The sequence below is a fragment of the Lentzea cavernae genome, from assembly GCF_014653695.1.
Classification (GTDB): Bacteria; Actinomycetota; Actinomycetes; order Mycobacteriales; family Pseudonocardiaceae; genus Lentzea; species Lentzea cavernae.
Genome location: NZ_BNAR01000001.1, coordinates 637,474 through 652,478, shown reverse-complemented (window position 1 = coordinate 652,478; position 15,005 = coordinate 637,474). Strand labels below are relative to the sequence as shown.

The following is a 15,005-nucleotide window of genomic DNA, read 5'->3' as shown; positions in this document are numbered from 1 at the left end:
TCCGGTGGCCGCCGGAGCACGCGCCGCCACGTCACAACGCGCCGATCACCTCACAGGCCTTGCGCACGCCCTCGCCGTACGCCGGATCGGCCTTGGCGCAGTTCGAGACGTGCTTCTCGACGGTCTCCCTGCGGGCGCCCTTGATGGCCCGCGCGGTGTTGTCGAACAACGCCTGCTGCTGCTCGCCGGTCATCAGCCGGAAGAGGTCTCCCGGCTGCTCGTAGTAGTTCGAGTCGTCCTCGCGGAAGTCGAACCGGTCGGCCACCGCGCCGACGGCCTGACCCGGCTCGGCGTAGGCCGGTTGCTCGGCCCAGCGGCCGAAGTTGTTCGGCTCGATGCCGGGCACCCCGCCCTGGTTGCCGTCGACCCTCATGGCGCCGTCGCGGTGGTAGGTGTTCACGAGCCGCGCGCCGTTCGGGTGGTTCACCGGGATCTGGTGGTGGTTGACGCCCAGCCGGTACCGGGCGGCGTCGCCGTAGGAGAACAGCCTGCCCTGCAACATCTTGTCGGGGCTCAGCGAGATGCCGGGGACGACGTTGGCCGGCGTGAACGCGGCCTGCTCGACGTCGGCGAAGTAGTTGCCGGGGTTGCGGTCCAGGCGCATCTCGCCCGCCTCGATCAGCGGGTAGTCCTTCTTGCTCCACACCTTCGTGAGGTCGAACGGGTGGAAGCGGTAGTCGGCGGCGTCGGCCTCCGGCATCACCTGCACGTAGAGCTTCCAGGCCGGGAAGTCACCGCGCTCGATGGCGTCGAAGAGGTCGCGCTGGTGCGACTCGCGGTCGCGGCCGATGAGCTGGCCCGCCTGCTCGTCGGTGAGGTTCTCGATGCCCTGCTGCGTGCGGAAGTGGAACTTGACCCAGTGCCGGACGCCCTCGGCGTTGATCATGCTGTAGGTGTGGGAGCCGAACCCGTGCATGTGCCGGTACGAGCGCGGGATCCCCCTGTCGCTCATGACGATCGTCACCTGGTGCAGCGCCTCGGGCAGGTTCGTCCAGAAGCCCCAGTTGTTCTCCGGGTTCCGCAGGTTGGTCCTCGGGTCGCGCTTCACGGCGCGCGCCAGGTCGGGGAACTTCAGCGGGTCGCGGAAGAAGAAGACCGGCGTGTTGTTGCCGACCACGTCCCAGTTGCCCTCGCTGGTGTAGAACCGGGTCGCGAAGCCGCGGATGTCGCGTTCGGCGTCGGCCGCGCCGCGCTCGCCCGCCACCGTGGAGAACCGCACGAACATCTCGCACTGGTTGCCGATCTCGCTGAACAACGCGGCGCTCGTGTAGGGCGTGAGGTCACCGGTGACGGTGAACGTGCCGAACGCGCCGGAGCCCTTGGCGTGCATCCTGCGCTCGGGGATGACCTCGCGGTCGAAGTGGGCGAGCTTCTCCAGCAGCCACAGGTCCTGCAGCAGCACAGGCCCGCGCGCTCCGGCGGTCAGGCTGTTCTGGTTGTCGGCCACCGGGGCGCCGGCGGCCGTGGTGAGGGGGTTGGTGTTGTCTTCGAACGACATCAGGTGGACCTTCTCCGTTCAGGGGATCTGTTCGCCGGGCCGGCACGAGGGGCACAGCCCCCGGTGCAGGACCTCGGTCTCGTCGACGCGGAACCCGTGCGCCTGCGGGAGCGCCGGGGGAGTCGTGCCGCCCGGCTCGACGTCGGCCAGCGCACCGCACTCCCGGCACAGCACGTGGTCGTGGGCGTGGGCGCGCAGTTCGAACAGGGCCCGCGGCCCCGTCTCGATCCGCCGCACCAGCAGTGCCTCCGACAACGCCGTCAGCACGTCGTAGACGGCCTGCGTCGAGACGGATCCGAGTTCCTCGCGGACGGCCCGGACCAGGTGGTCGGCGTCGGCGTGCGGGTGACGCCCGAGGGCGGCCAGCACAGCGATCCGTTGCTTCGTGACCCTCAGCGAGGCTCCGCGCAGGGCTGTGACCGGGTCTTCTGCGGACACGTGCACTCCAGGTAGTTAGGACTCCTAGCTACACTGTGGCATGCTGGGCGCCCCGAAGACAAGAACGGTTCCAGGAACGAGGTCGTCCATGAGCGGTCCACACGTGTCGGTCGTGTCCACCGGTGCGGCGCGGGTGTTGCCCTGGCGAGGCCGTCCGGTGAGCTCGGCCATCGCGAAGAGGCCCGTGTCCGGACCGGTCGAGGTGGGCGCGCCCGGACTGGCGGGCGACGAGCAGGGCGACCGCGAGAACCACGGCGGGCCCGACAAGGCGGTCCTGCTCTACCCGGGCGAGCACTACGCGGCCTGGGCGCAGGAGGTCGGCGAACTGGCGACACCCGCGTTCGGCGAGAACCTCACCACGTCCGGCCTGCTGGAGAGCGACGTCGTGCTCGGCTCGGTCTACTCGGTCGGGTCCGTGCTGCTGCAGGTCACCCAGCCGCGCCGGCCCTGCTACAAGCTCGCCGCGCACCACGGCATCAAGGACATGGCGGTGCGCACGCAGAGCACCGGCCGCACGGGGTTCTACTGCCGGGTGCTGCAGCCGGGAAGCCTCGCGGCGGGCGACGCCCTGGAGCTCACGACCAGGCCGTCGCACGGGATCACCGCGGCCGAGGTGCACCGCGTGCTCAACGTCGACCGCGGCGACGAGATCGCCGTGCGCCGGCTGCTCCGGCACGCGTACGTGTTGCCCGAGTCCTGGGCGAAGTTGTTGCGGCGGAGGGTCGACGGCGATCTGGAGGACCAGGCCGCGCGTTTGGGAGGCTGAGTCTCGGACCTTCGGACGCGGTCCGGCGCGTCCGCCGGTTCGTGTGGGACCAGACTTCGGCGCAGGCCGGGAGGGTCAGGCCGCGCGCTTGAAGGGCTGAGTCTCAGCCGCGCTTGCGCCGGGCTGGCGTGTCCGCTGGCTCGTGTTCCCGGGCAGTCGGTGCGCGGGCCATCCGGCCGCGCCGCCAAGAACCACCTCGACCGCGGCTCCTGGTGAACCAGACTTCGGCACAGGCCCAGCAGGACCAGGCCGCGCGCCTGAAGGGCTGAGCCTCAGCCGCGCTTGCGCCGGGCCGGCGCGTCCACCGGTTCGTGCTCCGGGCAGTCGGTGCGCAGGCCCGTCAACGGCAACGGGATGTGCAGCAGGTGGCAGTGGTGCGGTGCGTCCGGTTCGGGGTGCTCGTCGCGGCCGAAGAACCGGCATGTCGTGCACATGCGCGTCACGCTCACCACGCCCGCGCGCTGCAGGTCCGCGATCGCGCGCAGGAGCGTGTGCAGTGCGACGGCCTTGTCCTGCTCGGAAATCCCCGCCAGTGCGGTCGTCAGTGGATCGTCCCAGGAGGACAGTCCACGTGCGACCTCCTCGCCGGTGCCGGTCAGCGCCAGCGTCCGGCGCCGCCCGTCCGTGCCGGGGGAGCGGACCACGAGTTCCTTGCGCTCCAACGCCGTCACCGCGTCGGACATCGTCGGGGTGGAGACGTCGAACTCCGCGGCGAGCGCGGCCACCTCGCCGCGGGCCTGCGTGTGCTTGGCCAGTGCCAGCACCACCTGCTGTTGCAGCGGCGACAGCCCGTGCTCCCGTGCGGTGCGCTGCGCCAGTGAACGCATGCCGTGCCCGAGCCGCTCGAGCGCGTCGGCCAGCCGCCGGTCGAGCCCGGCCGTGCCGTCGGTGTCAGTCATGCGTTCCGCCTCGCCTGTAGGACTTTCCACGGCGATGGTACGTGCATTCCCCGTTGAGACCTGGATCACCTGTCGGCAGAAGTTGGTAGGACTCCTACCTAGTTTGTGGCAAGCTGTGCTCATCCCACCGCGGAGCTTCGACATCACGAAGGAAGCGACATGACGTCTCCCGATCCCGTCCCCGGCTACACCCACGACGACCCCGGTCTCGCGCCCTCGCCGGTCACCGCGGCGGACCTCGACCTGCTGAAGGCCAGCGTCCTCTTCGGACCGGCGGACGAGCAGGCGTTGCGACTGGCCGGTGAGGTCCTCAGTGGACAGATCGACCAGGTGCTCGACGTCTGGTACGGGTTCGTCGGCTCCCACCCGCACCTCGTGGCCTACTTCTCCACGCCGGACGGCACGCCGATCGACGACTACCTGGCGCGGGTGAGGGCCCGGTTCGCGCGCTGGATCATCGACACCTGCACCCGCCCGTACGACGAGCGCTGGCTCGCCTACCAGCAGGAGATCGCGCTGCGGCACACCGAGCCGAAGAAGAACCAGACCGACCACGCCGATTCCGTGTCGCACATCCCGTTGCGCCACATCATCGCGTTCATCTACCCGATCACCGCGACGATCAAGCCGTTCCTCGCCGCGGGTGGTCACGACGACGAGCAGGTCGACGCCATGTTCCAGGCGTGGTTCAAGGCCGTCACCCTGCAGGTCGCGCTCTGGTCGCAGCCCTACGCCGGCCGGGGCTGGTGACGGCGGTGAGCCTCCTGCTGTCCCCGTCGAGCGGGCTGCTCGCACCGGCGCCGCCCTGGGAGACGACCGAGTGGTTCAACAGCGAGCCGCTCGACCTCGCCCGGTTGCGCGGCCGCGTGGTCGTGCTCGAGGCGTTTCAGATGCTCTGCCCCGGTTGCGTGAGCCACGCTCTCCCACAGGCCGTGCGGCTGTCCCGGCTCTTCGGCGACGAAGTGGCCGTCATCGGCCTGCACACCGTGTTCGAACACCACCAGGCCATGACGCCGACGAGCCTCGAGGCGTTCCTGCACGAGTACCGCATCCCGTTCCCCGTCGGCGTCGACGCGCCGAACGGCACGCACCCGGCGCCGGTCACCTTCAGCCGTTACCGCATGCAGGGCACGCCCACCACGGTCCTCATCGACCGCGACGGCGCGCTGCGCGCCCAGAAACTCGGCCAGGTCGACGACATGTCGCTCGCCTCGGCCGTCACCAGGTTGCTCGACGGCGGCGCGCCGCCCGGAGTCTGCTCCGTCGACGGCACCTGCACCTGATCCACCCCCACTTCACACCAGGAGGAGAACCACCATGTCCCGCGTCGAACTCACCAACCCCGACCAGGTCACCGACGAGCGCGCCGAGACCCTCGCGCAGATCAAGGGCGCCTTCGGCATCGTGCCCAACATGTTCAAGGCCGTCGCCAACTCGCCCGCAGCGCTGAACAGCATGTGGGCGCAGTTCGGCGCACTGGGCAAGGGCGCGCTCGGAGCCAAGCTCGGTGAGATGATCGCCGTGGCCGTCGCCGACCAGAACCGCTGCGACTACTGCCTTTCCGCGCACACCATGCTCGGCAAGAAGGCGGGCGCCACCGCCGAGGAGATGGCGAACGCCCAGGGCGGCAAGTCCGACGACCCGCGCACCGCGGCCGTGCTGGCGCTGGCCACCACCCTGGTCGAGAAGCGCGGCCAGATCGCCGACTCCGACGTCCAGGCCGCGCGTGACGCCGGCCTGAGCCAGGAGGAGATCGTCGAGACGGTGGCGCACGTGGCGCTGAACGTGTTCACCAACTACATCAACGTCGCCCTGGACGTCCCGGTCGACTTCACCCGCGTCGCCCTGACCCGCTGACGCGACGGACGGGCCCGGCATGCTGGCGGTCGTGCCACACCGCCGCAACCGGGCTCTCGTCCGAAAGTACTAGATCGCAACTCGTTGTGCTGCAACCACTTCAGCGGCGTCCTACGGTCGTGATCATGACTACCGCAACGGGCAGGACCACGCCGCCGAGCACCATCATCGCGGCGTTCACCGGATTTCTCGTGTCGTGCGTTTTCGCGGCGACCTCCGTGGGCGTCTTGGTGGGCACGCACGACGACCTCGTCGAGGCGCTGAGGGCGTCGGGGACCACGATGACCGAGGAGCAGTTGCAGAGCGCGGCCACCATCACCCAGGTGACCTTCGCGAGCTTCGCCCTGGTGATCGCGCTGGTGCAGCTGTGGCTCGCGTTCAAGCTCCGGTCGGGACGCAACTGGGCCAGGGTGCTGCTGACCGTGTTCACGGTGTTCCAGGTGGCGTCGCTGTTCGTCGGCGAGGGGTCGGCGACGCTTCCGGCGTACGGGGGCGCGCTGGTGGCGGCGCTGGCGGTGGTGGCGAGCTACCTGCCCGCGTCCAACACCTACTTCGAGACCGTCAAGAGGGCGGGGTAATCGTCCGCCGGGACGGGGGCGAGAATGCCGGTGTGACCGCAGGGGGAACGCCGGCGCGGCGGAGCGTGTTCGTGGCCGAGGTCGCCGCGCTCGTCGTGGCGGTGGTCGTGGACGCGGTGCTCTCGGCCGGCGGGGAACCCCCTCGGGGCGTGCTGGGACCGCTGCTGTCGGTGGTCGTGCCGTACGCGGGCGAGGCGACCGCGGTCCTCGCCGTGCTGCGGCGCCGGTTCCCCCGCAGGGTCGAACTGCTGGCGGGCGCGGTGATCGCGCTCTCGCTCGCCGGGACAGCGGCCGCGGGGCTCGTGGAACGGGTTCCCGTGCGGCCGCCGGTGACGGAGGTGCTGGCGGTGCTGTTGCTGGCCGCCGCCGGATGCCGCCGGCTCCCTCCGGCGCGGGCGGCGGTGCTCGCCATCGCCGCCTGCGTCACCGTCGTGCTCGCCCCGATCGTGCGGTACGGCCTCGACTCGCTGTTCCCGGTCGTCGCCGCACTGGCCTGGGGCGCCGCGATGGCACTGGGCCTGATCCTGCGCGACGCCGACGCCCGGCACCGCCGCGAACTGGACCGCGTCCGCAACGAGGACCGGCTGCAGCTCGCCCGCGACCTCCACGACCTGGTGGCGCACCACGTCACCGGCATCGTGGTGCGGACCCGCGCGGCCCAGGCGGTGCCGTCCCAGGACCCGGCCGAGGTCTACGACGAGATCGAACAGGCTGCGGCCGAGGCCCTGACCGCCACGCGCGGACTCGTGGGCGTGCTGCGCAGCGACGACCCGCTGCCGTCCCCGAGCCTCGTGCTGGGCGACGTGGTGCGAGCGGCGGCAGGGGACGCGTCGGTGCACGTCGCTGCCGAAGTCGAAGCACTTCCCCTGCCACCACAGGTCTCCGTCGCGCTGCACAGGGTGCTGATGGAGGCGCTGACGAACGCCCGGCGCCACTCGCGCGCTGCGGTCGTGCGGGTCGCGGCGCGGTCCGAGGAGGGGGAACTGGTGCTGGAGGTCGACAACGACGGCGTGCCGCCGGGCGAGCCCGGTGAGGACGGGCACGGCCTGATCGGCATGACCGAACGGGTGGCCGCACTGGGAGGGGCGCTCACCGCGGGCCCGCACGGGGACGGCGGCTGGCGGGTGACCGCCCGCATCCCGGACGACTTCGACGACCTGCCGAGGGGGATCTGATGACGATCCGCGTGCTGATCGCCGACGACCAGACCCTCGTGCGCACCGGCTTCCGGCTGGTCCTCGACGCCGAACCGGGCATCGAGGTGATCAGCGAGGCCGCCGACGGCGAGGCGGCGGTGCGGCTGGCCCGGCAGCTCCGCCCGGACGTGACGCTGATGGACATCCGCATGCCGAAGCTCGACGGCCTGCGCGCGACCGAACTGCTGGCGGGACCGGGCGTCGAGGACCCGTTGCGGGTGCTGGTCGTCACCACCTACGACGTCGACGCGAACGTCTACGCCGCGCTGCTCGCCGGTGCCTGCGGGTTCCTGGTGAAGGACGCCCGGCCGCGGTTGCTGGTGGAGGCGGTGCACGCGGCGGTCAGGGGAGAGGCACTGGTCTCGCCCGCCGTGACGGTCCGGCTGCTGGCCCACTTCACCGCCGGGGGCGACCGCGGCGCGGGCACCCCGCTGACCGGCCGTGAACTGGACGTCGTGCTGGCGGTGGCCCGGGGCCTGACCAACGCCGAGATCGCCGAGCACCTCACCATCTCGCTGTCCACGGTGAAGTCGCACGTCACCAACGCCGGGGGCAAGATCGGCGCGCGCAACCGCACCGAGATCGCGATCTGGGCGTGGCGCAACGGACTGCTCAGGTGACGCGCCGCACCACCGTGCCCGCGACCATGTCCCCGAGCCTCTGGTTGCGCGGCGTCACGGCGATCAGCACGGCACCGACCACGCCCAGCAGCAGTCCGTCCACGGCCATCAGCAGCCACCGCACGAAGTAGTCGCGCAAGGACGGCTCGCCGCCGCGCAGCGTGGTGATCTTCAGCCCGAGCCACCGCATCGCCGGTGTCGAGCCGCCGTGCCGGTAGGGGTACCAGATCTCCGCCCACACCACCCCGAGCAACGACACGGCGACGACCACCACCGCCGGCGTCACCGTGAACGACTCCCTCGGCGCGCCGAGCTTGATCAGCAGCACCGACAGCAGCACGCCGAGGACCATGCTCAGGACGGCGGCGACGCACAGCAGGGCGAACTCGATGACGTGCTGCCAGTAGCGGCGCAGGACGATCGAGCGGGCATCCGCGTCAAAGGCCACCCGGCCATCTAAGAGGACGCGGCCGCCGTCGTCCCACGCGGTACAAACCTCGCCGTCGGCGACCAGCGCGCCTCGACCGGCCCGCCGCTGATCCGCTCCAGCACCGACTCCGCCACCGACACGCCGAACTGGTGCACGTCGACGCTCATCGTCGTGAGAGCGGGGGAGGCGAGCCGGCACAACGTCGAGTCGTCCCACGCGACCAGGCTCAGCCGGTCCGGCACCGCGACCCCGAGCTCGGCGGCCGCGGCGAGTCCGGCGACCGCCATCACGTCGTTGTCGTAGAGGATCGCCGTGGGCGGTTCCGGCCCGGTCAGGAGTGCGGTGGTGAGCTTGGCGCCCGCCTCCTCGGAGTAGTCGCCCTCGACGAGCACCGGGTCCACCCCGGCCGCCGCGCACCCGGCGAGCAACGCGTCCGTGCGGGCCCGCGTGTGCAGCAGCGCCGACGGGCCGGTGACCCTGGCGATCCGCCGGTGCCCCAGCTCGAGCAGGTGCCCGAGCGCCTCGGTGACCGGGCCCGCGTGGTCGGTGCGGACCGAGGGCAGGCCGGGGACGTCGCCGACGACGACCGCGGGCAGCGCGATCTCCGTGAGCACGGCGGGGCGCGGGTCGTCCGCGACCGGGTTGACGACCACGACGGCGTCGACCAGGCCGCGGTGCGCCCACCGGCGGTAGGCGGCGATCTCGGCATCGTGGTCCGCCACGACGTGCAGCAGCACGGACAGGTCGCGCTCGGCCAGCCGTTCCTCGATGCCCGCGATGAACTCCATGAAGAACGGCTCGACCCCGAGCAGGCGCGCGGGACGGGCGAGCACCAGTCCGACGGCGCCCGTCGGCTCAGCGGACATCGGGCACCGCGCGGAGGTCGTTGGCACAGCGCAGGACCAGCGGGCCGGTGAAGGCCGCGGGATCGACGACGGCGTCCGTGCGGACGTGGAACACGCGCGCCTCCCCGGCCAGCATCGGCACGAGCGAGTCGTCCACGACCGCGTCCGGGGCGACCCTGTCGGCCAGCACCGCCACGTCACGGGCGAACGAGCCGGCGCGCACCTCGACCTCGTACCCGCCGCGCACCGCTTCCGCCTGCGCGGCAAGGGGTCGCGGGTCGTAGGCCAGCTCGACGTCCTCCCGGAACCGCAGGATCGCGCGGGCTTCGGCGGTCGTCGCCACCACCACCTCCGCGTCCTCGTTCGCCGGTCGCAGCAACGCCTCCTCCAGGTCCACGGCGAGGACCGAGCGGGGCGGCACCGTCCGGCGCAGTCTAGTCAGGTGCAGCGTGACACCCCGGAACGTCTGCCGGTCGAGGGTCAGGTGCGCGTCCCACGGCTCGTCGTGGTCGTTGACGGCGATGAGCACCGTCCGGTCGCCGCGCGGCTGGAAGGTCAGCAGCCGGGGCGCGAACGCGTGCCGCAGCCCGTACCAGAGCGGCTTGAGCCGTTCCTCGCCGTCGATCGCCGCCCAGGACGTGACGGGCCAGCAGTCGTTGAGCTGCCAGACGATCGCCCCGGCCGTGCGCGGCCACCACGAGCGGAAGTGCTCGATGCCGAAGCTCACCGCGCGTGCCTGGTTGAGCTGCGTCGCCCAGTGCCAGTCCTCGAACCGGTCGGGCACGGGCAGATGTCCTGCCAGTCCGCGCACGAGCTTGCCGTTGCCGTCCTCCGCCTTCTGGTGCAGCAGGAAGCTCGGCGACTCCGAGGTCAGCGGCCGGTCGTGGATCCAGCGCGTGAGCGTGGACCACGCCGGCGGGCCCTGGAACCCGAACTCCGAGCAGAACCGCGGCACGTGATCGCGGTAGTGCTGGTAGTCGACCTCGTTCCAGACCTGCCAGTCGTGGCGCGTGCCGTGGGCCTCGTCGTTGGGGTGCACGCCTTCGACGGGGCTGTACGGGCTGCTGGGGCAGTAGAACCGAGTCGGGTCGAGCTCGGCCACGATCGACGGCAGCAGCTCGTCGTAGTAGCCGAGACCCCACGTGCGCCCGCCGAGCTGCTCGGGCCAGCCCCAGTCGGCGAACCCCCACACGTTCTCGTTGCTCCCGTTCCACAAGGCAAGCGACGGGTGGGACATCAGGCGTGCGACGTTCTCCCGTGCCTCGGCCTCCAGCTCGCCGCGCACCGGCTCCTCCTCCGGGTACGCGGCGCACGCGAGCGGGAAGTCCTGCCACACCAGCACACCGCGTTCGTCGCAGACGTCGTAGAAGTCGTCGGACTCGTAGATCCCGCCTCCCCACACCCGCAGGAGGTTGACGTGCGCCCCCACGGCCTGGTCGACGCGCCGCACCAGCCGGTCGCGGGTGATCCGGGTGAGGAAGTGGTCGTCGGGGATCCAGTTGGCGCCCTTGACGAAGAGGGGCGTGTCGTTGACGACCACGGTGAACGGGGTGCCGTGCTCGTCGGGGGTCGTGTCGACGGTGATCGTGCGGAACCCGATCCGCTTCGCGGTGGCGTCGAGCCGCTCGGACTCCCTGAGCAGCACGACGTCCAGGTTGTAGAGCGGCTGGTCGCCGTACCCGGCGGGCCACCAGAGATCGGCGCCGGGCACGTCCACGCGGGCGACCACGGTCCGCTGGCCGGGCGGGACCGCGACGGTGCGCTTGTGCGCGCCCACGGTGATCTGCAGCGTGAGATCCGCGTCCGCCGCCCACTCGAGGTCGACGTGCAGCTCCACCTGGCCGGTGCCGTCCGCGGCGACCGTCACGATCGGACGGACCCGCGCGAGGCGGGCGGTGTGCCAGCGCTCCAGCCGCACGGGCCGCCAGATCCCCGCGGTCTGCAGGTCCGGTCCCCAGTCCCAGCCGAAGCTGCACGCCATCTTGCGGACCATGTTGAACGGGTGCGCGTTGACGTGCTCGCGCCGGCCCAGCGCGGCCTCGACCTTCTCCGCGTGGGTCAGCGCCGACGAGAACGACACCGTCAGGTCGTTGGCGCCGTCCACCAGGAGCTCGCGGACGTCGAAGCGGTACCCGCGGTGCATGTTCGCGGTGTGCCCGAGCACCGCGCCGTTCAGCTCCACGGCGGCGATGGTGTCCAGGCCGTCGAAGACGAGGTCGGCCCGCTGGCCGGACGCCACGGCGGCGGCGAGGAACGTGGTGCCGTAGCGCCAGTCCGCGCGGTGCATCCAGGTCAGCTCCTCCTCCGCCCGGTCGAGGAACGGGTCGGTGATCAGCCCGGACGCGAGCAGGTCGAGGTGCGTGCTGCCGGGCACGGCCGCGGGCACGGTCCTGCCCCGGACGTTGTCCGGCACCTCGTTGGTGGTCGCGGTCAGCTGCCAGCCGTCGTGCAGGAACTGCCGGATCAAGACGAACCTCCCAGGCGGAAACGGGTGTCGGGGTTGGGCGCGGCGGCGGCCAGGCGGCGGGTGTACGGGTCTTCCGGGCGCAGGAGCACGTCGTCGCTCGGCCCGCGTTCGACGATGCGGCCCTGGTGCATCACGAGGACCTCGTCGGAGAAGTGCCGGGCGGTGGCCAGGTCGTGCGTGATGTAGAGGACGGCGAGGTCCTCCTCGCGTTGCAGGCGGTCGAGCAGCTTGAGCACGCCCAGGCGGATCGAGACGTCCAGCATGGACACCGGTTCGTCCGCGACGATCACCTTGGCGCCCGGTGCGAGCGCGCGGGCGATCGCGACCCGTTGCCGCTGCCCGCCGGACAGCTCGTGCGGCCGCCTGCGGGCGAGGTCCGGCGTGAGACTGACGCGTTCGAGCAGGTGGGGCACCTCGTCGCGGGACCGCCCGTGCAGTTGCAACGGCCTGGCGAGGTGGTGTTCGACGGTGTGGAACGGGTTGAGCGACGCGAACGGGTCCTGGAAGATCATCTGCACGTGGTCCCGGTAGGCGCGCTGAGGCACCGGTGCGCCGTCCGAGGTCAGGGAGATCGTCCCGGACGTCGGGCGGACCAGGCGGGCGATCATCCTGGCGACCGTCGACTTCCCCGAGCCGGAGGCGCCGACGAGTGCGACGGTCCGGCCGGCGGTGAGCGTGAACGAGACGCCGTCGACGGCGCGGTGCCGGTGGAACGTCTTGGTGAGGTCGCGGACTTCGAGCGCGGTCATCGGATCAGGGCTCCTCGCTCGCCGGTCAGGCTCGGGAACGACGCCAGCAGCTGACGCGTGTACGGGTGCTGCGGCCGCAGGTAGATCTCCTCGGCCGAGGCGTACTCGACCACCTCGCCGTCGCGCATCACGGCGATGCTGTCGCTCAGCTCCAGCAGCAGCGGCAGGTCGTGCGTGATGAACACGACCGCGAACCGCAGCTCGTCGCGCAACCGCTTGATCTCGTTCAGGATCTCCCGCTGCACCAGCACGTCGAGCGCGGTGGTGGGCTCGTCCATGATCATGACCTGCGGTTCGAGCAGCAACGCCATGGCGATCATGACGCGCTGCCGCATGCCACCGGACAGCTCGTGCGGGAACGAGCCGAGCCTCGCCGGGTCGACGCCGACGAGCCGCAGCACCTCCGCGCACCGGTCCTCGCGGTCCGAAGAGGACATCGACGGCCGGTGCGTGCGCAGGACGTCCTGCAGCTGCGCGCGGATCGGGGTGACCGGGTTCAGCGAGTTCATGGCGCCCTGGAACACCATGGACAGCTTCACCCACCGGAACTCGCGGAGCTCCTCCGGGCTCAGCGCCAGCACGTCGGCACCGTCGAAGACGACGGACCCGGAGGTGACCTCCGCCGGTGGCCGGTGCAGTCGGTTGATCGCGTAGGCGAGCGTGGTCTTGCCGCAGCCCGATTCCCCGGCCAGACCGAGGATCTCGCCCCGCCGCAACGTCAGCGACACGTCCTTGACGGCGTGCACGGGTGTGGCGCTGCGGTAGACGACGTTGAGGTCGCTGACCGTCAGCACGGCGTCGTCCGCGGGAGCCACCACGGGCGTGGTGGCCACGACGTCGCGCCTGCGCTTGACCTTGTTGCGCAACTCGGGGTTGATGATCTCGTCGATGCTGAAGTTGATGAGCGAGAGAGCACCGCCGAACACCGCGATGATCAACCCCGGCGGGACGAACCACCACCACGCTTCCCGTTGCAGCGCGAACCCGTTCTGCGCGTAGTAGAGCATCGTGCCGAGCGTCGAGGAGTCGGCCGCCCCGAGTCCGAGGAACGACAGGCCCGCCTCGCTCAGGATCGCCAGCACGACGGCGAACACGAACTGGGAGGCGAGGATCGGCAGCAGGTTCGGCAGGATCTCCACGCAGATCACCCGCCAGGTCTTCTCGCCGGAGACCCGTGCCGCGGCCACGTAGTCCCTGTTGCGCAACGACAGCGTTTGCGCGCGCAGCACCCGTGCCGCCGCGGCCCACCCGGTGATCGCGAGCACCAGCGAGATCGTCCACGTGCCGCGCTGGTCGGCGGGCACGAACCCGGCGACCACGATGACCAGCGGTAGCCCGGGGATCACCAGCATGACGTTGGAGAACAACGAGAACACCTCGTCGACGACCCCGCCGGCGTACGCGCCGACGATGCCGAAGACACCGGACAGCACGGTCGCCATGACGCCGACGAGCAGGCCGATCCACAGCGACCCGCGGGTGGCGTGGGTGAGCTGGGCGAGCACGTCCTGGCCGGTGATCGTGGTGCCCAGCAGGTGGTCGCCGCCGGGGGAGGTGAGGCCGATGTCCCTGATCGTGGCCGGATCGCCGGTGAGCAGGGGGCCGATCAGTCCGAACAGGACGATGAGCCCGGCCAGTGCGAGGCCAGCGGTGAGCTTCTTCGTCATGACACCGTGCTCCGATCCCTCGTGCGGGCGTCGATCAACCCGTACAGCAGGTCGACGAGCAGGTTCGCGCCGAGCACCGCGATCGTGATCACCAGGAAGATCCCCTGCATCAGCGCGTAGTCGTTGTTCTGCACGGCCTGCAGCAGCTTCGAGCCGATGCCGGGGTAGGAGAACACCTGCTCGGTGACGATCGACCCGGAGACCACGAAGCCCAGTGAGATCGCGAACCCGGCCACGGACGGCAGCACGGCGTTGCGGGCCGCGTACCGGACCATGACCCTGCTGCCGGTCAGGCCCTTGGCGCGCGCGGTCAGCACGTAGTCCTCGGACATGGCCGAGACCATCATGTTGCGCATCCCGAGCAGCCAACCGCCGACCGAGGAGATGACGATCGTCAGCGCCGGCAACGTGCCGTGGTAGAGCGCCGAGCCGAGGAACTCCGGACTCCAGCCCGGGTCCAGGACCACGTCGTAGCCGCCGTTGAGCGGGAACCAGCCCAGGCCCGACGAGAGCAGCGCGACGAGGATGAGCGCCAGCCAGAAGTACGGCACCGCGGACAACATGGTGGTCGCGGGCACCAGCGAGTCGAGCCAGGTGCCGCGCTTCCAGCCCACGAGCGCGCCGAGTCCCACGCCGAGCACGAACGAGATCAGCGTCGCGAGCCCGACCAGCACGACCGTCCACGGCAGCGAGTCGCCGATCACGTCGGAGACCTTCGCCGGGAAGGCGCTGACCGACACCCCGAGGTCGCCGCGCGCCAGGTTGCCCAGGTACGCGAGGTACTCCACGGCGAACGACTCGCGCCCGCCCGTGCCGAGCAGCGTCTCGTAGGCCTGGCGGGCGGCGGGGTCGACGGAGCCGCCGCGCTGCTGGAGCTTGGCCATCAGGATGTCCACCGGGTTGCCCGGCAACAGCCGCGGGATGACGAAGTTCAGCGTCACCGCCGCCCACAGCGCCGCCAGGTAGAAGGCGACCTTGCGCAGGTGGTAGCCCAT

16 protein-coding genes are annotated in these 15,005 nt (G+C 71.0%); 7 read left to right on the top strand and 9 right to left on the bottom strand.

Going from position 1 to position 15,005, the window contains the following annotated elements:
• Positions 1–31 precede the first annotated feature (31 nt).
• Positions 32–1,498: a catalase gene (locus IE307_RS02905; protein ID WP_191295845.1), complete on the bottom strand. Its 1,467-nt coding sequence runs from the start codon at positions 1,496–1,498 to the stop codon at positions 32–34.
• Between the two features lie 18 nt (positions 1,499–1,516).
• Positions 1,517–1,936 carry a Fur family transcriptional regulator gene (locus IE307_RS02900; protein ID WP_191295844.1) on the bottom strand — a complete coding sequence of 140 codons (420 nt, stop codon included), beginning with the start codon at positions 1,934–1,936 and terminating at the stop codon, positions 1,517–1,519.
• 88 nt (positions 1,937–2,024) lie between these two features.
• Here IE307_RS02900 and IE307_RS02895 point away from each other — a divergent pair, with 88 nt between their 5' ends.
• Positions 2,025–2,702, top strand: coding sequence for an MOSC domain-containing protein (locus tag IE307_RS02895; protein ID WP_191295843.1), 678 nt, complete (start codon positions 2,025–2,027; stop codon positions 2,700–2,702).
• 272 nt (positions 2,703–2,974) lie between these two features.
• Here IE307_RS02895 and IE307_RS02890 read toward each other — a convergent pair whose 3' ends face one another.
• Positions 2,975–3,601: a MarR family winged helix-turn-helix transcriptional regulator gene (locus tag IE307_RS02890; protein ID WP_191295842.1), complete on the bottom strand. Its 627-nt coding sequence runs from the start codon at positions 3,599–3,601 to the stop codon at positions 2,975–2,977.
• A gap of 159 nt (positions 3,602–3,760) precedes the next feature.
• Here IE307_RS02890 and IE307_RS02885 point away from each other — a divergent pair, with 159 nt between their 5' ends.
• The 6 genes from IE307_RS02885 to IE307_RS02860 all read left to right on the top strand — a co-directional run bounded on the left by IE307_RS02885 (position 3,761) and on the right by IE307_RS02860 (position 7,852).
• Entirely contained in the window at positions 3,761–4,351 is a 591-nt protein-coding gene (locus IE307_RS02885) for a protoglobin domain-containing protein (RefSeq protein WP_191295841.1), read from the top strand.
• 5 nt (positions 4,352–4,356) lie between these two features.
• Positions 4,357–4,884 (top strand): peroxiredoxin family protein, encoded by a 528-nt coding sequence (locus tag IE307_RS02880; RefSeq protein ID WP_229904332.1) that lies wholly within the window; start codon positions 4,357–4,359, stop codon positions 4,882–4,884.
• A 34-nt stretch (positions 4,885–4,918) separates the two neighbouring features.
• Positions 4,919–5,458: a carboxymuconolactone decarboxylase family protein gene (locus IE307_RS02875; protein ID WP_191295840.1), complete on the top strand. Its 540-nt coding sequence runs from the start codon at positions 4,919–4,921 to the stop codon at positions 5,456–5,458.
• A 125-nt stretch (positions 5,459–5,583) separates the two neighbouring features.
• On the top strand, positions 5,584–6,036 hold the full coding sequence (locus IE307_RS02870; protein ID WP_191295839.1) for a hypothetical protein: 453 nt from the start codon (positions 5,584–5,586) through the stop codon (positions 6,034–6,036).
• A gap of 32 nt (positions 6,037–6,068) precedes the next feature.
• Positions 6,069–7,211, top strand: coding sequence for a sensor histidine kinase (locus IE307_RS02865; RefSeq protein WP_229904331.1), 1,143 nt, complete (start codon positions 6,069–6,071; stop codon positions 7,209–7,211).
• Positions 7,211–7,852 carry a response regulator gene (locus IE307_RS02860; protein ID WP_191295838.1) on the top strand — a complete coding sequence of 214 codons (642 nt, stop codon included), beginning with the start codon at positions 7,211–7,213 and terminating at the stop codon, positions 7,850–7,852. Before IE307_RS02865 ends, IE307_RS02860 begins: the two co-directional genes overlap by 1 nt.
• On the opposite strand, the gene IE307_RS02855 is transcribed toward IE307_RS02860, so the two are convergent.
• The 6 genes from IE307_RS02855 to IE307_RS02830 are packed head-to-tail and all read right to left on the bottom strand — an operon-like array spanning position 7,845 to position 15,005.
• Complete coding sequence (locus IE307_RS02855) at positions 7,845–8,300, bottom strand: RDD family protein (RefSeq protein ID WP_191295837.1); 456 nt, start codon at positions 8,298–8,300, stop codon at positions 7,845–7,847. The genes IE307_RS02860 and IE307_RS02855 overlap by 8 nt on opposite strands.
• A gap of 8 nt (positions 8,301–8,308) precedes the next feature.
• Positions 8,309–9,148, bottom strand: coding sequence for a LacI family DNA-binding transcriptional regulator (locus IE307_RS02850; RefSeq protein ID WP_191295836.1), 840 nt, complete (start codon positions 9,146–9,148; stop codon positions 8,309–8,311).
• Positions 9,138–11,594 (bottom strand): glycoside hydrolase family 2 protein, encoded by a 2,457-nt coding sequence (locus IE307_RS02845; RefSeq protein WP_191295835.1) that lies wholly within the window; start codon positions 11,592–11,594, stop codon positions 9,138–9,140. Before IE307_RS02845 ends, IE307_RS02850 begins: the two co-directional genes overlap by 11 nt.
• On the bottom strand, positions 11,591–12,343 hold the full coding sequence (locus IE307_RS02840) for an ABC transporter ATP-binding protein (RefSeq protein WP_191295834.1): 753 nt from the start codon (positions 12,341–12,343) through the stop codon (positions 11,591–11,593). Before IE307_RS02840 ends, IE307_RS02845 begins: the two co-directional genes overlap by 4 nt.
• Positions 12,340–14,010, bottom strand: a complete 1,671-nt coding sequence (locus IE307_RS02835; RefSeq protein WP_191295833.1) for a dipeptide/oligopeptide/nickel ABC transporter permease/ATP-binding protein — start codon at positions 14,008–14,010, stop codon at positions 12,340–12,342. Before IE307_RS02835 ends, IE307_RS02840 begins: the two co-directional genes overlap by 4 nt.
• A complete protein-coding gene (locus tag IE307_RS02830) occupies positions 14,007–15,005 on the bottom strand; it encodes an ABC transporter permease (protein WP_191295832.1) in 999 nt (332 codons plus the stop codon). The genes IE307_RS02835 and IE307_RS02830 overlap by 4 nt, the downstream gene beginning before the upstream one ends.